Annotated in this window: 13 protein-coding genes; 10 read left to right on the top strand and 3 right to left on the bottom strand. The window is 47.9% G+C overall.

The annotated features are described in order from the left end of the window. Positions 1 to 10: 10 nt before the first annotated feature. Together KOE27_RS29215 and KOE27_RS29210 are read right to left on the bottom strand one after the other, a co-directional pair. Positions 11 to 934 carry a glycerophosphodiester phosphodiesterase family protein gene (locus tag KOE27_RS29215; protein ID WP_215242370.1) on the bottom strand — a complete coding sequence of 308 codons (924 nt, stop codon included), beginning with the start codon at positions 932 to 934 and terminating at the stop codon, positions 11 to 13. 198 nt (positions 935 to 1,132) lie between these two features. Continuing rightward, positions 1,133 to 3,508 carry a hypothetical protein gene (locus tag KOE27_RS29210; RefSeq protein WP_229253051.1) on the bottom strand — a complete coding sequence of 792 codons (2,376 nt, stop codon included), beginning with the start codon at positions 3,506 to 3,508 and terminating at the stop codon, positions 1,133 to 1,135. Positions 3,509 to 3,774: 266 nt separating this feature from the next. Here KOE27_RS29210 and KOE27_RS29205 point away from each other — a divergent pair, with 266 nt between their 5' ends. The 3 genes from KOE27_RS29205 (at position 3,775) to KOE27_RS29195 (ending at position 6,917) form a co-directional block, all read left to right on the top strand. Next, complete coding sequence (locus KOE27_RS29205) at positions 3,775 to 5,151, top strand: sulfatase family protein (RefSeq protein WP_215242369.1); 1,377 nt, start codon at positions 3,775 to 3,777, stop codon at positions 5,149 to 5,151. Positions 5,152 to 5,192: 41 nt separating this feature from the next. Next, entirely contained in the window at positions 5,193 to 6,608 is a 1,416-nt protein-coding gene (locus KOE27_RS29200; RefSeq protein WP_229253050.1) for a sulfatase family protein, read from the top strand. 114 nt (positions 6,609 to 6,722) lie between these two features. Next, positions 6,723 to 6,917 carry a hypothetical protein gene (locus KOE27_RS29195; RefSeq protein WP_215242368.1) on the top strand — a complete coding sequence of 65 codons (195 nt, stop codon included), beginning with the start codon at positions 6,723 to 6,725 and terminating at the stop codon, positions 6,915 to 6,917. Between the two features lie 114 nt (positions 6,918 to 7,031). Here KOE27_RS29195 and KOE27_RS29190 read toward each other — a convergent pair whose 3' ends face one another. Then, positions 7,032 to 8,645 carry a M81 family metallopeptidase gene (locus KOE27_RS29190; protein WP_215242367.1) on the bottom strand — a complete coding sequence of 538 codons (1,614 nt, stop codon included), beginning with the start codon at positions 8,643 to 8,645 and terminating at the stop codon, positions 7,032 to 7,034. 252 nt (positions 8,646 to 8,897) lie between these two features. Here KOE27_RS29190 and KOE27_RS29185 point away from each other — a divergent pair, with 252 nt between their 5' ends. The 7 genes from KOE27_RS29185 to KOE27_RS29155 all read left to right on the top strand — a co-directional run bounded on the left by KOE27_RS29185 (position 8,898) and on the right by KOE27_RS29155 (position 18,564). Further along, complete coding sequence (locus KOE27_RS29185) at positions 8,898 to 9,350, top strand: hypothetical protein (RefSeq protein WP_215242366.1); 453 nt, start codon at positions 8,898 to 8,900, stop codon at positions 9,348 to 9,350. 144 nt (positions 9,351 to 9,494) lie between these two features. Next, a complete protein-coding gene (locus KOE27_RS29180; protein ID WP_215242365.1) occupies positions 9,495 to 12,272 on the top strand; it encodes a DUF6797 domain-containing protein in 2,778 nt (925 codons plus the stop codon). 347 nt (positions 12,273 to 12,619) lie between these two features. Next, the gene (locus KOE27_RS29175; RefSeq protein ID WP_215242364.1) at positions 12,620 to 13,603 is read left to right on the top strand and encodes a 3-hydroxyacyl-CoA dehydrogenase family protein; all 984 of its coding nucleotides are present in this window, start codon (positions 12,620 to 12,622) and stop codon (positions 13,601 to 13,603) included. A gap of 84 nt (positions 13,604 to 13,687) precedes the next feature. Next, positions 13,688 to 14,989 carry an aspartate aminotransferase family protein gene (locus KOE27_RS29170; protein ID WP_215242363.1) on the top strand — a complete coding sequence of 434 codons (1,302 nt, stop codon included), beginning with the start codon at positions 13,688 to 13,690 and terminating at the stop codon, positions 14,987 to 14,989. A gap of 23 nt (positions 14,990 to 15,012) precedes the next feature. Beyond that, the gene (locus KOE27_RS29165; RefSeq protein ID WP_215242362.1) at positions 15,013 to 15,948 is read left to right on the top strand and encodes a 3-hydroxyacyl-CoA dehydrogenase family protein; all 936 of its coding nucleotides are present in this window, start codon (positions 15,013 to 15,015) and stop codon (positions 15,946 to 15,948) included. Positions 15,949 to 16,008: 60 nt separating this feature from the next. After that, a complete protein-coding gene (locus KOE27_RS29160) occupies positions 16,009 to 17,109 on the top strand; it encodes a dipeptidase (protein WP_215242361.1) in 1,101 nt (366 codons plus the stop codon). A 93-nt stretch (positions 17,110 to 17,202) separates the two neighbouring features. Next, on the top strand, positions 17,203 to 18,564 hold the full coding sequence (locus KOE27_RS29155; RefSeq protein WP_215242360.1) for a hypothetical protein: 1,362 nt from the start codon (positions 17,203 to 17,205) through the stop codon (positions 18,562 to 18,564). Positions 18,565 to 18,573 lie beyond the last annotated feature (9 nt).

The following is an 18,573-nucleotide window of genomic DNA, read 5'->3' as shown; positions in this document are numbered from 1 at the left end:
AAACCGGCTATCATTTCCTGCTGAAAAATTTCTTTTGAGGGCTTTTCTCCTGTTGCAGAGGCCGGATAGATTCTGCCACTTCAATAGGGTAGTCCGACTCAATAATGGTAGCACCGTCTCTGGCAATGGACAGATAGGCGGCTTTCCGTTCCTCAGCACTTTTGAGTTTGTCATAGGACGACGCCGCTGATATCATACACATTGCACCCTCTTTGTTCAGCAAACGATATAATTCCTGATTCTCCGGTTTCACCCATGGCCCTATGTAGGCAATGAGTTGCGTAAAAGGGATACCTGCTTTACGGTAATCCTCAAATTCCTCTTTCGACCTGATAAAAGCGGAGAAGGTACTGTTTTTATTTTGTTCCAGATAAAAGCTTGCCTGCTGCGGGTTGTGTACAGTGAGCATAACAAAGCCGTCTGCCTTATGTTTCCGGATAAGTGCTGCCGTCATTTCAAGGGGTACATCCTTATGATCCAGATTCAGAATGGTCTTTCCCCGCGCCCATTCGATCACCTCAGCCAACGTTGGAATGGGATAATCGGTAACATGTCCCTGTGCATCTTTCAGGCGGAAGTTTTTCAGTTCTGCAAAAGTGTAATCGGCCAGTTTTCCCTTGCCCGTGGTGGTACGCTCCAGCGTAGGGTCATGCAGGAGCATGATCACGCTGTCTTTGGTGAGCCGGGGATCAATTTCGAAAAAAGCGGGGGTGTGTTTTAAGGTATTTTCAAATGTGGCAATTGAATTTTCGGGGAACCCTTTCACCATTCCACCACGGTGCCCGGTTACCAGTATGGCATCATTGCCAGTGTATCTGAAAAAAGCATGAAGTTCCTTCGCATTTTTTGTCTTGATAAAGTGCATGTTACGCTGGCCAGATACTTCAACAGACAAAAGCAAAATCAGCACCAGACAAAAATGGGGGTTTTTCATAGTCAGTCAAATGATCCATCCGAAGGGAAGATACAGGTATCTTCAGAGGGTATATACAATATCAAGAGCGGGCAAATTAACAACCGATAACGATATGCCGATCAGCGCAGCGTTAATTTATTTTTACTTTTTGCAATGCCTTATAAAGATCATCGCGCAGATTTGGCTTTCTGCGCGATGAATCAGGTACATTTTTTACTATTGCTTCAACAACCAGATATCAGATATTTTCGAGTTTTTCCTCCAGTTCAGCTCCGATTCTTCGGGGCCGTCAAATGTCACGGAAATTTTTCCATCCTGCGTAAGCGACAGGGGGACAATCCATTCTTTAAAACTATCCTGTTCTTTGTTGTACAAAACCGGTGCAAGGCGTTTCCCGTCTACACGCAAAAGAGCATCCCCGTAGCCACACACCCGTATCCTGTAACGAGCCTGGGGGTCGAGGTTTTCGTAATCGAGCTCAGGTTCGCGTTGGAAAAGCTGAGACGAAAGCCGTTTTCTGCTTTTGCCATTGTCCCACCAGGCCACATCAGTGGCATCATCCGAGATGGTTTTCACACGGGGGCCCTTGCTTACACTGGAGATATCGTCATAATAACTTCCAGGTCCCGGATTTTCCCAGGTCACGATCTTTTTAAGCTCCGCCAGTTGTTGGTCCGGATCGGTTATCTTCCTGATCCTTTCAAATTCGTCGGTGAGCCACCAGCGGTTGTTGAGCGGATAATCCACAAAATCCATTACCACACCGCGCTCGGGGCTCTTTGGTTTGTGTTTGGCGGTACTAGTCTGGTAACCTATCGTGATATAAAGCGCGTCGCTCAGGTCGTCCAGGTGTTTTCTGATATCCCTGGCAATGGGTTCCGTATCACCCTTGTTTACTGTTTTCAGGGCAAGTTCCATTGATTTTTCAATGGTTTGGACGTTGGCACTATTCAGGATTTCATTGGCCTGTTTTTCCAGCTCCTGCTCGTAAATAAGCCTCAGCCGGGTATACTGGTCGTAATAGGCCCGGTGCACCAGCATTTGCCAGCGCCAGTTATTTTTCAGTTTTGGGTGGGCAGCTTCCAGGTTTTTCCAGAAAAGGTAGGTCATTTCCACGCCACCGTTTTCGGCCAGCGGTCCTTTCCAGTTTTGTTCCAGGGCTTCTATGCCACTGGCAGCCGTGTTTTCGGTACTTTTTCCAAAGAAAAAGCTGGCATATTCTTTCAGTATCTGGTGAACATCTTTTTTGATATCCCAGGCGCGCATGCTCCACAGTACCTTGTTGAAATCGTCGTGGCTGCCGTCCGAATAGGATACGAAGCCATCAGTGAACGGGGCATATTTCTCATGGATTTTTGCAAATGCATAAGGACGGGGGTTTACCGATTCCCTTCCGAGTGTCAGGGCATAGGCCTGGTCGAATTTTTCAACCGGGAACTCACAGCGTACCGAGTGGGTAATATCGGGATACTCCCGGTGCTGGTAGTTTTTGGGCAGGCGATACCGGGTTTCGGCCATGGAAGGACTTCCCGGGCCGGACACCACCCCTTGCAGCCAGGTGGGCTTTTCGGTTTCCAGGTAATGATAGAAATAATCGATTTGTTCAACGCTGAAACCCTGCAGGGAAATCCACACTTTTGCGTTGGGATGGTATTTCACCAGCCGGCTCTGAAGCTCCTTTAAAAACGGCATTACCTCCGAAGGATGATTGTCGCCAGGGTCCCCGCCTGGGAAAAATATGTGGTCCAGCCTGGGACATTTTTTATAAAAGTCTTCGTGCATCTGAAGTTCTGCAGCTCTCTTATCCTTCTCGGTCTTCATGTCAAACGTCCCGGGTGTCCATAGCCAGTAGTCCATATCATAAGCCTGGCATATTTCGCTCATTCTGATCCGCATTTCAGCGGAAGGGATCTTAAAATGAGGACTGGGCGCCTGCCCTTCCTGAAAAGGTATCCCTTCAATCGCATTAGTCCCGAAAATGGCGAGTTCCCGGATGTACTGGTCGAACTGTGCTACTGACCAGGCGTCATAGGTGTTGGCCGTGGTACGGTAACCCAGCTGGTGGCCACGGATAGGATAATCCGGCGAAGAGGCAAAATCGGCCTTTTCATCTAATTGAAGTAGGTTTTTGTCCATTCTCAGATTACGAAGCAGCCAGCCTGAACCAAACAGGATACCTCTGGCATCAGCACCGATGATCCAGGTGATATTTTCCTTGCCCGAGATTTCGGATACCACACGGTAACCTTCTTTTTTAAATTCAGGACTATCCGCTCCGCGTTTGGCAGGTACCCTTTTCCCGTTCAGTTCTGTATCGGATGCCATCACCAGGGCAATTACCGGTGTCCCGGCTTTGGGCCATGCGGTCTGCGTTTTAACCGCAAAATCCGTTCTTTTTCCTATTTCCTCGGCAAGAACCTTGGCCGCCGTTTCCCGCATAGGAAGCGGAATATTGGGGGAAACAACTAAAACGGGATTTTTAAGATTTACACTTTGCGCACCGACAGACCAACAGATACTCAGCAATAGCCATGTAAAACAGGCTGTCAATGATGCCCGTAAAGCGCAAGTGGGAGGTATTTTGGAATGCATAGGAATAGTGATTTCAATGTAAAAGAAAACTTGTAAGTATATACTGGCAAGGCGCGGTATCAGGCCAGTTGAGCCGAGATTCAATTTCCGACTTTATTAACGGTCCATATCAGGTATCCGACCACGTTAAACGGAAAAGAGCAATTGAATGAATTTAAAGCAAATACTTACTCTACTTCTTAAATAGAATAAGTATTTTCACCGATGGTTTCGATCCTGTCTCGCACCATAGTACGTGTATCCTTAACCCAAACCGATTATTAACCATGACAAGGAAAAAATGGAACGCACCAACGGCCGTAGTATTAAGTTTCGCCGCAATTTGTTTGATGGCCGCTACCCGCGAACCCGTTGTGGTTGAAAAACTGCCTAACATACTGCTGATACTTACGGACGATCAGGGCTATCACGACGTGGGCTATTACGGAACCAAAGATCTGCGGACCCCTCATATTGACCAGATCGCGAAAAACGGCATCCGGTTTGATAATTTTTATGCCAACTGTCCGGTATGTTCGCCCACCAGGGCGGCTCTGCTTACCGGTAATTATCCTGACGTGGTGGGTGTTCCTGGTGTAATCCGTACATACCCGGAGGACAACTGGGGATATTTAAGTCCCAAAGGCCCTTTGCTCCCTGCCATGCTTAGAAAAAAGGGATATCACACCGCAATTATAGGTAAATGGCACCTGGGACTGGAGTCCCCGAATACGCCCAACGAGCGCGGGTTTGAATATTTTCACGGCTGGCTGGGCGACATGATGGATGATTACTGGGCGCACCGCCGGCACGATATCAACTACATGAGGGAAAACGAAAAAGTAATTGACCCGAAAGGTCATGCAACCGACCTCTTTACGCAATGGTCTCAGGATTACATTAAAAAGCAGGCAAAGTCAAAGCGGCCGTTTTTTTTATACCTGGCCTACAACGCACCGCACACACCGGTGCAGCCACCGCAGGAATGGCTCGAGAAGGTCAGGAAACGTGAACCCGGAATCGACGAAAAACGAGCCAGACTGGTGGCGCTGATAGAACACATGGACGATGGAATCGGGAAGGTAACCCAGACTTTAAAGGAAGAAGGCTTATATGAAAACACCCTCATTATTTATAGCAGTGATAATGGCGGCCATTTGCCAAGCATGGCCAATAATGGGGCTTTAAGAGACGGAAAACAGAGTATGTATGAAGGCGGATTGCGCGTACCGACCTGCATGTCATGGCCGGCTCGCATCCAGGCGGGCCGCATTTCGGTTCAGCCGAATGTGTCTATGGATTTGTATCCTACGCTGCTTCAGCTGGTGAGACTGGAAGCGAAAGGAGAAGACGGACGAAGTTTTCTGCCGACACTTATGAATGCGGATGCCCAGGAAAAACAAGAGGAAAGGGAGCTCTACTTCACCAGAAGGGAAGGCGGTATGGATTACGCAGGAATGTCCAGCTACTGTCTGCGCAAGGGGAAATGGAAGCTTGTGAAAAATGCTCCACACAAACCGATGGAGCTTTTTGATATGGAAAATGACAAAGCGGAGAAACACAATGTCATTGCTGAAAATCCTGAAGTATATAAAGAACTTAATAAGTTGCTGATGCGGCATATCCAGGAAGGCGGACGGGTACCCTGGCAAAAACCTCACTAAAAAGTTTCCTTAAATGTTGATGATCTAATCTGATTCTAAGTATGATTGATAAGTACAATACGGTTGTTAAATCCGTGATTTCCAGTCTGCTCGTCGTGATCGGGTCCGGTGTTTTATCTTCAATGTCGCTATACGCCCAGGTTCCTGATACGAAGCCGAATATCGTTGTTATTTTCTGTGATGATCTTGGCTACGGTGACCTAGGCGCATTTGGCCACCCCACAATTATGACGCCAAATCTGGACCGGATGTCAGCAGAGGGCCAGCGCTGGACAAATTTCTACGTGGCTGCGCCGGTTTGTACACCGAGCCGCGCCGGATTACTGACGGGCAGGCTGCCGGTGCGGTCGGGTATGGCCAGTGAGAAAAACAGAGTACTGTTCCCTGATTCAAAGGGTGGACTGCCCCAGTCAGAAATTACACTGGCACGCCAGCTGAAAAAAGCCGGATATGCCACCGCCTGCGTGGGGAAATGGCATCTGGGGCATTTGCCTGACTATACACCGAATGCCCACGGATTTGATGAGTATTTTGGTATTCCTTACAGCAATGATATGGATTTCGTAACAAACGTTGACAGGAAAGAGGCCTTTGCAAATTCAAAAATCGAGTATTTCAATGTACCATTAAAACGAAATACCACCACGATTGAGCAACCCGCCGACCAGCATACCATCACCAGGAGGTATACCGAAGAGGTAGTTAAATTTATTAAAGCCAAAAGAGATAAACCTTTTTTTCTGTATCTGGCGCATTCCATGCCGCATGTTCCATTGTTTCGTTCAAAGGAATTTGAAAATAAAAGTTTAAGGGGATTGTATGGTGATGTGATAGAAGAGTTGGACTGGAGTGTCGGACAGGTGCTGCAGACACTGCGTGAAACAGGTATGTCCAAAAACACGCTGGTGGTTTTCACGAGTGATAACGGACCCTGGCTGACTTTTGGTACTCAAGGTGGAAGCGGCGGTATCCTGAAAGGTGGAAAAGGAGGGACTTTTGAAGGAGGCATGCGAGAACCAACTATTTTCTGGTGGCCGGGTAAGTTGAAACCTGGGGTGAGGCCTGAGATTGCCACCACACTGGACCTTTTCCCCACTTTCACCAAACTGGCTGGAGCTAAAATGCCGTCGGACAGGGTTTATGACGGGTTTGATATTTCACCGGTTATTTTTGGGACCGGCATCAATCCACGGTCAGAGGTGGTTTACTACCGCGACACCCAGGTTTTTGCTATACGTGTGGGGGCGTACAAGGCTCATTTTATCACGCAGGATGAGTATGGCAGCAATGATAGGACTATCCACAACCCGCCGCTGTTATACAATCTGAATGAGGATCCCTCTGAAAAGTATAATATAGCCAGGGATCATCCCGAAATTATTGCCCAACTGAAAACTGCCCTTCAAAAGCATCAATCCACGGTTGTCCCGGTTGAAAACCAGCTTGATAAGAGGTAGCGCAATTTTTCTGGTGTAATCAAAAAACAATATAAATGGATTGGTAAGCCGGTACAGGCATGATTTTATAATACATGGAGGAAAACATTCTCTCAACGTATAAAACCAGAAATCATGAAAGCCATCACCAACACCGCATATCCAAAAAGAGAAGATACCTTTGAGCAATTTGCCGACAGTACGAATCCGTTTCCAAGCAAGGTTTTTGCAAAGAATCAGCATCCGTTTGGTTCGGTACAGAGCCAGGCAACAAAGGGAGGTAAGCGGCCACGCATCTATAAGCCACTCTATTCCGTCAGGTTATCCTGAGTGAGGTATACCCTGTTTTTCGGCCATTGCAGCTTTCGCAGCATCATTTTCCACGATTATCTTTTCAAACGCCGGACTCCCGGGTTACTTCAACTAATCACCCGGGAGAACCTGTTACTGATCGGATGACGGTACCATTTTTGCAGTAAGATCAGGATCCTTCATGTTTTTGTCCAACGGAAACATAGGGCGTTTGATTCTCTTATAACCCAGTCTTTCAAGGTTTTGATCTACGCCGCCGGGCGTTAAGGCAAGAATCCAGTCGGCACGCATGTTGTAAAGTTCAGGTTCCAGGTAACCTATTTTTACCACCACAATGTCGGCCTTGCGCGGGTGGAGCCCCAGGCGGGTGAAATCAATTTCCTTGTGGTAAGGTTTGCGTTTTTTGGTCACAATCACCCTCACGCTCCCTACTTTCACCACTACTTCGGTTTCTGCATTTTTATCTCCGTGTTCTATTGATTCTATGGTACCTTTCAGACGTACCGGGCCGGCAAATCTTGCGTCCACCACCGCTCCTGCGTAGGCATCCACTTTGCCACCAACTCCGGCCTCAACCGCCCTTTTTACAAATTCGGACCCCGGGATTGAGGCATATATCAACGAGGGGCCATTTTCATTCTTAAATTCCGGGCGGGCCAGTATTTCTTTTAAGGTCCAGGTTACATCTCCCGCACCTCCTGCGGTAGGATTATCTCCTGAGTCGCTGATAAAATAGGGGTGTTTCTGACTGGCAATGGCTTTGTCCAGGCTTTCTTTCAAAGAACCTGTGGGGGCTACAAACGCGAATCCCGACCTGACATCCCAAAAACTTTTTGCCAGCCGTTCCGCCGTTTTGGTCACTTGGTTTTTATCGTCTCCGGTCACCATCACTACCGCGTGGTTACGGGGTTCGTCTGCCCAGGCATAACCTACCCACATCGCCGCGTCGATAATACCGGGTTGTACCGAAGCCGGTGCCACGGCTGCATATATGGTTTTGGCCGGTTCAATCCGGGTACTTGTTTTTTCCCCGGGTAGGAGAATCGGGATCGGTATCCAGGCTTTGTAGGTTGGTTTTCCTTTTCCGGTTTCAAGTCTGGACAAAAGATTGTCCACCGCCCTTTTCTTGGTTTGCATCGCGTCTTCATGCGGAGCCATGCGGTAACAGGTAATGAGGTCCGTGTTTTGCGCCAGTCTCCACGAAACGTTGCCGTGTAAATCCATTGAGGTTGAAATGATCGTCTTTTTTCCAATGACCTCCCGTATCCTGACGATGAAGTCGCCTTCCGGATCGTCCAGGCCCACCACGCTCATCGCCCCGTGAATGTCCAGAAACATACCGTCATAGGGTAAATTCTTTTTCAGTAGTTCGAGCGTTTGTTTCACCAGCGACTCGTAGGCTTCGCGGGTGACCGTCCCGCCGGGTAACGAGCGGCCCATCAGTGCCGGGAACCATTCGGCACGCCGCCGGTTGAGAGAATCTTTGGAGAAGAAAGGATAGGAGGTATAAATTTCGTCACCGTATTTGGCATGAAACGCTTCTTCGTGTGTAAGTGCGGGAGAAAATGTGCTGGATTCTATTGCCAATCCCGCAATCGCGATACGGGGAAGTACTCTGGCTGCTATATCTTTTTCAGATGGATGCGTTTTTTGAGATAAAAGTTTTCCGTTCCTTCCAGTCTGCGATACGGAAGCCTGCGCAATGATCAGGCAAATGGAAAGAGCAAGTGAATTTGTAAAATTCATAGGTGAAATTTGATTGTGAACGATTTCAAAAAAGGCTTAATTAAAGGTAAGCATCTTTAGCTCCTTTGCGAAATGGAGTGCCAAGTTTTTAGCAGCCTGTGGAGAGCCAGCATACATTTGGACGCGCCTGACAGATATCATATTTGATAGACATTGTAAAAGGTATTTTCGATATGAATTAATGGCGGTGAAAAGAGATTTGCGACGGATATTTTAAATTCTGGTCTGAGTTTAACAGTTAAAACGAATTAAATGATGGGTACAAAAACAGCGAAAAGCTGGTTAATTTTTCTGATGGGCTTCTTAGGCGTTGGAGCTTGTAGTGGTGGCGGTATGCTGGTTATTTCGCCGGATGGGGAACTGCTTGGCATGCCGGTGTCCGTACTTGAATACTCACCGTTTCCGGATTTCCTGATACCGGGAATTCTGTTGTTGGTCATACTCGGGATTGTGCCACTTTTATTGATTTTTGCATTGATTAAAAAACCTGCTTCCCCATGGGCAGAACATTTCAGTTTTTTCGGGGATATGCATTGGGCGTGGACGTACTGCATTTATGTAGCTTTTGCACTCATCATCTGGATCCAGGTGCAAATGGCATTGCTTCGTACCGTGCACTGGCTCCATACATTTTATATGTTTTATGCCATATTACTTATTTTTGTCTGCCTGTTACCGTCAAACCGAAACTGGTATAAGTCTTGAGGGGGTACATCGTTTGCCGTTTTTGGTACCGGTTCGGGCAAGATCCGGAATAACTTCTTTCGAATTAGGAGGAATGTGGGTGTAAGAAGATTGCAAAGTTTGGATAATAACAGGTATTTTTGGTATCTGTTATCAAAAGTCACTATGTTTAACTTATTTACATCTCCCCGTCTGCTGTGGAACATTTCCGCGGTTTGCGTGGTGTTTCTGGCCTCGCTGTTACTTACAGGTTATACAGATATCACCAGTACTTCAAGTGCTTATGCTACTGACACATTGGAATTTGGGTCTTTTGTTGAGCCGTCATTCCCTTATATCCCCGCTGCTATAGATGCGCGAAAATTGGGCGCGGGTTTTCCTGATGATAACCAAGCCGCACGGACTCTGGCTGTTAAGCTTGGTGACAGCGCTTATGTATGTTTTGATACTGACCGTCTCAGGTGGTCCGTGGCCTGGACCGGGAAATTCCTGCCGATGGTATCCATGGCCCAGGTTTCCTACAAAGATTTTTTTAACAAAAACAACAGTATAAGCACGCTGACAGGAGTGCCAAAAATTGCAACCGGGTTATATCCAGGCTGGTCCAATCATAAATCGGACTATAGTAATATCACCTCAAAGCAGCCGGAATGGGGACCTATCCCAGCTGAAAAGGGCAGATGGAAAGGGGTGTACGTACACGGGGACAAGGCTATTTTTAATTATTCGGTTGGGCGTACCAACGTTTTTGAAATGCCGGGCAGCGCCAGATTGGAGGATCAGGTTATTTTTACAAGAACCATCCGGATGAATGGCCCTTCGGAAGATCTTTACCTGACTGCAGCAGAAGTAAGAGGTGCCTCCGCCAGCGAGCGCAGGGGAGGAATTACCTACGTATATCATGGCGCAGGGAAAGATACCGTCACTGCTATCGGGATTTTGGGCAAAGGTAATATTGACTGGCAAACGGAAGCGGATGGAAATCGATATCTGACAGTTAAAATACCTGCCGGAGCAGCCAGGGAGGCAACCGTTGCCATTTGGAAAGGTCCCTCCAAAAAAAGATCCGTCTTCGAAAAGTTTTGTAAAAAAACACACATTACGTTCCCCGATTTTACTGCGGGAGGCCCGGCACCCTGGAAAGAAACGGTGTTGACACAAGGAGAGTTGTCACCCGATACGGCGGCGTTTGTTACCGACAGGCTGACATTACCGCTGCATAATTCCTGGAAAAGAAATGTGAGAGTAGCGGATATCGCATTTTTCAGGGATGGGCGTGCCGCTGTGGTGACTTTCGAAGGAGACGTGTGGACGATCGACGGCATCAGCAGTGGCCTGCAGAATCTGAAATGGCGTAGAATTGCGTCCGGGCTGCATGAGCCCATGAGTGTGGAGATCGTTAATGAAAGGGTGTATGTGTTTGGCAGGGAAGGTATTGTTCTCCTGCGCGACCTCAATGGGGATGGCGTTACTGATTTTTATGAAAATTTTTCCAATATCATGCCCCAGTCTTCCGAATCCAGGGAATGGGCAGCAGACATGGTTACGGCTCCGGACGGTGGTTTTTACATCGCCAAGGGTGGAAGCCTTTCTAACGGGCCAGGTGTAACGGCACCTGTTGCCAAGGGTTTCAGAGCCGGATCTTCACTGAGCGGTACCATTCTGAAAATAGCACCCGATGGGCTGAAATACGAGGTAATCGCAACCGGACTGCGTGGTCCTTATCTTGGAATCAATGCCCGGACGGGGATGTTAACGGCGTCGGACCAGCAGGGGAATTTTGTACCTTCCACGCCTATATACCTCATAAAAAAAGGTGATTATTATGGCGTGGAACCGACCCGCCACCGTAACGATAACCCTTCGGTGGCGCCCCCGCTTACCTGGATACCTCATAGCGTAGACCGCTCCAGCATCAGCCAGGCATGGGTGACGAGTACTAAAATGGGCCCTTTAAACGGCAATCTGATCCATTTTTCATTTGGCCATCCGGGATTGTTCCGTGTGCTGATTGACAGTACCTCGCAGGTGATCCAGGGAGGTGTTTCCTTCATCCAGGCGGCATATCCCGCGCCTACCTCCAAAGGGGCAATGAACCCCTTGGACGAGCAACTCTATGTCGCAGGTTTTAACCTGTGGGGATCCAGTTCAAACGGGCTCAGTGCATTGCTGCGGCTGAGATATACCGGAAAGCCCAGTTATATGCCCAACTTGTTCAGGGCGGGTAAACAAGGTATAATACTTGGCTTCGACTCGGAACTTAAGGCGGAGGAGGCGACGGCGGTTTCCAGTTTTCTGGTAAAAAGATGGGATTATAAACGTACAGAGGAATACGGCTCGGGGCATTTTAAAACGGATGGGACACCCGGTGAAGAAACCATTCCGGTGGCGGCTTCCTACCTTTCCGCTGACCGGAAAAAGGTATTGTTGCTGATACCAGAAATGACCGAGGTCATGCAGATGGAAGTGTCGTATCGCCTTTTGGCGAAGGATGGCCATCAGATAAACGATCAATTTTGGTTCACGGTTAATAAGGTTGGAGAGCTCAGGCTCGCCCAGGAGGGATTTGAAGATGTGAACCTGGCTCTGCTAACTGCCCCGAAACAGGAGGCGGCGCCATCCGCAAAAAATGGAGAGCTGGTGACGGTGCAAAGGGGAAAGGAATTATTTCAGCGAATGGCCTGCTCGGGTTGCCATTCGGAAGGGCTGAGGACGAAGGGTATGTACGGGCCGCCTTTTCAGGGTATGTACAATTCGGAAAGACTCTTTGACGACGGGACCAAAACCATTGCTGACGAAAAATACCTCCGGGAGTCCATCCTGACGCCCTCACTTAAAATTGTGAAAGGATACAACGAAGAAATGCCTTCTTTTGCAGGGGTGCTGTCCGATCCTGATATAGAGTCAATTATCCTTTATATAAAATCCCTTTCTGGAAAATAATAAAACCGGGAACAGGTTTGTGATTTTTAGGAGACGCTTTTCTGTCAATTTTTTGGGAGGAGCCTGTAAGTAACTGTACTAAGAAATACAGCCGCTTACAGGCTTTTTCGGTTTAATTACTGCCGTAAAAAATAGTATCACTAATTGCAATGATAGTAGGAGAATGTACGGCTCTGTGCAATGTACTTTTGCATTGTGATCATTTTGCGATATATTATTTTGCTTTTGTGAGTATGCTGATGATTATGTTCTGTGTCGGGTACTGGCGGGTATTGCTGGTATGACAGATCATTTTTTAGTTAAAAAACAGCCCGGAAATAAGGTAAGTTATTCATTTTTAGTTTTATATGACAAAAAAACAGCCAAACCTGCGGGAAGTGTCAGTTGGTGTTGTGGGATTAGGTTTAATGGGTAGCAGCATTGTGGCTGCCCTTTTAATTGCAGGGCATCAGGTAAAAGCGATAGCGGCAATCCCGGAGGATGTTGAGGGGGCGGATTTAAGGATTGAAAAACAGCTCAGGCAATGTAATGAAGCCGGGTTGGTTCCATATTCTCCGGATGTTTACGCAGAACAGCTCACCATTTCTGTGGATTACAACGAACTTCGGAATTGCGCCGTGGTGATTGAATGCGTGTTGGAAAAGATTGAAATAAAGAGTTCTGTTTACAATAAAATCACTGCTATTGTGGGTGCAGAGACGGTTATCGCCAGCAACACCTCAGCCATTCCTATCAGCGAGCTTCAGACGTACGTCGACAAGCCGGCCCGCTTTTTAGGTATCCATTGGGCCGAACCGGCTACGATGACCCGTTTTCTGGAAATTACCTGCGGCAAACTCACCGACCCGCAATATGCACAATATATATTTCGGCTGGCGCATCGCTGGGGAAAAGAACCCACGTTCCTTAAAATGGATATAAGGGGTTTTATTACGAATCGTTTAATGTATGCCGTATACCGGGAAATTTTTTATCTGATTGAAAACGGGAGAGCAACAAAGGAAGATCTCGACAAATCTTTCCGTTACGATGCGGGTTCCTGGATGACCCTGATGGGTATCTTCAGAAGGATGGACTATATGGGGCTGAAAGATTTTGCTTTGATAATCAACAGGTTATTTCCAGAACTTAGTAATTCGGAAACCGTACCTCCGCTGATGCAGGAAATGGTCAGCCGGAATGCCCGTGGTGTACATAATGGGAAAGGCCTCTACCCGTATTCCAACGGAGAAGCCAAAGAATGGGATGACGCCTTTGCTGACTTCAACCTGAAAATCCACAAGCTCGCAGCTGGATATTCAGCGGAGAAAGTAAGGGAACAGACGTCCTGAAAAGACGCACTTAAAAAGAATATTTTTATCAAACCATACAGAAACACTGCTTGCCGGGAAGTACCGGCAGTTGGCCGCAATAAAATGAAAACATATCAGGAATCTTCCGTATTGCTGGAAAGAGCCAAAAAGGTGCTCGCCAGCGGAGTATCTTCCGAATTCAGGAAATATAACCATCCGCACGCGTTGTTTTATACCCACGGGGAGGGCAGCCGGATTTATGACGTGGACGGGAATGAGTACCTCGACTTTACCCTCAGCCAGGGGCCGCTGATACTGGGTCATTCGCATCCGGAGGTATTAAAAGCAGTAAGAGAATATTCGGAAAAGGGGCAGCTTTTTGCCGGACAGCATATCCGGGAAATCGAACTGGCCGAAAAGATCAATCAACTGATACCTTCCGCCGAACTGATGCGCTTTTGTCTGGATGGATCGGAAGCGGTTCAGACGGCTTTCAGAGTAGCCCGGGCAAAAACCGGACGGAAGAAATTCCTGAGATTTGAAGGCCATTACCATGGCTGGATGGACAACGTTTGCTGGGGGATTTCCACACCTTCTGCCGAAGCACTGGGCAGTCGCGAAAATCCAAATGTATATCCATGGACACAGGGCTTACCTGAAGGTGTTGAAAATGAATTTATTATTCTGCCCTGGAATGACCTGGACCTGGTGAGAAAAACGGTATCCGAGCGGTTTTCAGAAATTGCTGCCATCATTACCGAGCCGGTCATGTGTAATAACGGTTGTATTGAACCCAGGCCGGGATTTTTGGAAGGATTAAGAGAAATTTGTACGGAACACGGCATCGCACTCATTTTCGATGAAGTGATCACCGGCTTCCGGTTATCATTGGGAGGTGCGCAGCAATATTTCGGTATAACTCCTGATCTTGCCATTTTTGCCAAAGCGATTGCCAGCGGATACGCCATAAGCGCCATTGTCGGTAAAAGAGACTGGATGCAACTGATAGAAGATGCCAGGGTTATCCATGCCGGAACCATGAATGCCGGGAACCCCACCGTGGCTGCGGCGCTCACCACCATTACGGTTCTGGAAACCGAGCGGCCTCATGAACGCATGTTCGCCCTTGGGCAAAAACTGATGGCAGGTTTAAAACAAGCTGCCTCGGACACAGGGCATAGTCTGCTTGTGGAGGGCCCAGGGCCGATGTTCGCGATCAGCTTTTCTCTACTTGACAAAACGAATGAATATAGGGATACCCTTTCAGCAGATAAGGGAAAGCTGGGCAAATTCATAGCGGCTATGCATGACGAAGGTGTGAGGGTCATTGGAAGGGGGCTTTGGTACATCAGCGCAGTGCACACCGAGGCTGACATAGACCATGCCATCTCCACCGCTCGTAAAGTACTTGCAGATATGAAGTAATGATACCTCCCGGACATCAGCAAATGAAAGAAACACGAAAAATAATAGAACCCGCACTGGTTGTTGGAAATAATAAACTGGCTTACAGCCTGGCTGTATGTTTACGTGACGCAGGGCATCCGGTTATTTTAAGTACGGCCAACGCTCCGAAAGCTTGGAATTACCTGAGATACCACAAGAATGATATCAGAAAATGGTCTCCCGGGCAATACGGGCCTTTTGATATCAAGGTCATTGAAGACCTGCATTTTGAAAATGGCATTAAACTCGCGTTTGTCATTACTGAGGAAGATTTGATTGCCAAACAGGAAGTAATCAGCTTTCTGGAATCCAGGTTACCGGAAGATGCCGTCATTGCGATTAACTCTGAGACGATACCGCTTGATGCTATTCAGGATAATCTGGCAAAGCCGGGGCGCATTCTGATCGCCAACTGGGTGGAACCTGTGCATACTACTTTCTTCCTGGAAATAGTTGCCAATGAGGTCACCGAGGCACGCTTTGTTGATCAGATTACTGACTTGGCCCGATCGTACTGGGGCAAAGACCCCTATGTCATCCAGGGAGATACCGGCGTGAGAATGCGGCTGCTGGCGGCATTGATGCGAGAGGCTTTTTATCTGGTTAAAAATGATTACGCCACCATTGAAGACATTGACCGGGCTTGCAGGAATGATGCGGGTTATTACCTTCCATTTGCCGGAAATCTTCGCTACATGGATCTGATGGGTACCTATTCCTACGGAATGGTGATGAAGGATCTTAATCCCGAACTGGCGAAGGACCAGACCGCTCCCGATTTTTTCAATGCGTTGATCAGGGAAGGGGATTTCGGAATGGAAAGTGGTAAGGGGTTTTATGCTTATCAGCCGGGAGAGGACGAAAAATGGGAAGCGCTCGTGAAAAAATTCAGCAGCGAAATTCATGAGGTTATCGATAAATACCCTTTTAACCAGTAAACGAATTAAACAAAAATTGACTTAAAACGAATGAGGTACGCAGGTACCTTGTGATCAGGGATGAAAAGATTGATTTTTGACGCGCATCTGGATCTTTCCATGAATGCCATAGAATGGAACCGCGACCTGACCCTTCCGCTGGCTGATATCCGGCAGCGGGAAATGAATATGTCGGACAAGAACGACCGGGGTAAAGGGACGGTTTGCTTACCCGAATTGCGAAAAGGTAATATTGGTATCGTGGTGGCCACCCAGCTTGCGCGGGTTACACCCTATGGAAGTGCGCTGGGCGGCTGGAATTCTCCGCAGCAGGCCTGGGCCATGACGCAGGCACAGCTTGCCTGGTACCGAGAAATGGAAGCATTGGGTGAAATGGTACAGATCACCAATTTGCAGGAGCTGGAAGCGCATCTGTTGCTCTGGAACGATGCATCCGTTGCTGCTGATACCAAGCCGGTAGGATATATCCTGAGCCTGGAAGGGGCCGATTCCCTGGTAAATGTCTCTTATTTACAAAGGGCGTATGACTATGGGTTACGTGCTGTGGGGCTGTCACATTTTGGCCCCGGCAGATATGCCCCCGGTACTAAAAATGAAGGCGCTATTACACCGGCAGGTTTTGAGCTGCTTAAAGAAATGGGTAAGCTGGGTATCATCCTGGACACTACCCACCTGACCGACCAAGGGTTTGACCAGGCTTTGGATCACTACGATGGACCTGTTTGGTCAAGTCATCACAACGTTAGAAAAATTGTACCGAACCAGCGTCAGTTATCCGATGACCAGATCCGAAGGCTGGTAGACCGCGGAGCGGTGATAGGTGGCATGCTGGATTGCTGGGCAATGGACATCCGTTTTATAGATATGGTTTCCGATCCCTGGCAGCTGGATATCAAACTGGAACATTTGGTGGATCACTGGGATCATATCTGCCAGATCGCCGGAAACAGCCGTCATGTGGCTATTGGCAGTGATCTGGATGGGATTTTCGGAACGGAACAATCGCCCTGGGACCTTAATTCCATAGCCGATCTTCAGAAATTTGAAGCGATACTCGAAAGAAGAGGCTATAAGGAGGAGGATATTGACAATATCTTCAGTGAAAACTGGCTTCGGTTTTTAAGAAAGGCCTGGGGTGGGAAAGTGGAGGAAGAGAGATAGGAAGTATGTGATTTTGGCAGACTTGTAACATGTCGTTTCAGAGTTCTGCCGGGATCAAAAAATGAGTAAGAAATAATTAATTATTGCGCAGATATGAACATAAATTCTTTCCAGGCAGGAGCAGCAAAGGTGAAGACCACACCACCGCTTGGTACCCGAATCAATGGTGATTTTATCACACATTATGCCACCTATATCCACGATGACCTATACTCCAAGGCCCTGGTACTGAAAAACGGAAGTACCCTCATTGCCCTGGTGGTGGTTGATATCTGCATCATGCCAAGGGACTTTTTGGACCAGGTGAAGGCTGACATCACCCGCGCAACAGGGATTCCGGCCAGCAATATCATGATTTCCAGTACACACACCCACGCCGCAGGATCCGTTGCTGACGTGCATCTGGGAAGTGCTGATCCGGCCTATTCTAAAAAACTTCCAGGGCTTATCCTTCAGTCGGTTCAACGGGCGATGGATCATCTGAAGCCGGCACAAATTGCCTTTGGGTCGGTTGCAGCACCTGAGCATTTGTTGTGCCGGCGTTATAAAATGCAAGAAACATATCTGCCTTTTAATCCGGTGACGGGCGGTACGGATCAGATCAAAACCAATCCATTTGGTGCAGAAAGCCTGATTGAAAACAGTATAGCTCCAACGGATCCTGAGCTCGGTTATCTGGCGGTGAAAGGATTGGACGGTGAATGGATATCGTTGCTCGCTAATTACTCACTACATTATGTGGGCGATTGGGAGAATGGTACCATTTCTGCTGATTATTTCGGAATGTTTGCCGCCCGGCTTGCGGAGCGGCTTCAGGTCGAAGATTCTTTTGTCGGGATCATGAGCAATGGTACAAGCGGTGATGTCAACATCTGGGACTTTCAGGATAGTAACCGTTATCCCAAGGAAAATTTTGAAAAAAGCAGGCTGATCGGAAATAGCCTGGCAGATAAGATCGTCGACAACCTGCCCAACCTGATCTGGCAAACCGATCCGGAACTTTCAATCGGTTATGACGAAATTGAAATTGATGTCGTAAAACCATCTGCCAGCGAATTATCCTCTGCCGCGCTGCTGGTGGCCGGTGCGAGGTATGAGGAAATTGAACCCGATCAAAACGGGTTGCGGCAGATATATGCCCGGGAACAGATGTTACTCAATGAATTCCCGGCACAATGCATTACACCGGTTCAGGCGATCAAAATTGGTGAAGGAGCCATCGGTGCGCTGGCTGGCGAGTTTTTTTCCGAGACTGGTTTGAGGTTAAAAGCGGCGAAAAAATCGAAATACTATTTCACCATCACCATGGCCAACGGTAACGCAGGGTATGTTCCCCCTGCTGCCGAGATCGCGAAAGGGGGGTACGAAACCTGGCGCTGCCGATACAGCTGCCTGGTGCCCGGCGCTGAAGAGGTGATCAGAAAACGGCTTTTGGTGCTGTTAGACCAGTTATAGTCGCGGTGA

It is taken from the genome of Dyadobacter sp. CECT 9275 (assembly GCF_907164905.1).
GTDB lineage: Bacteria > Bacteroidota > Bacteroidia > Cytophagales > Spirosomataceae > Dyadobacter > Dyadobacter helix.
The sequence above is the reverse complement of the archived record's forward strand: the minus strand, read 5'-3'. Positions and strand labels throughout refer to the sequence as shown.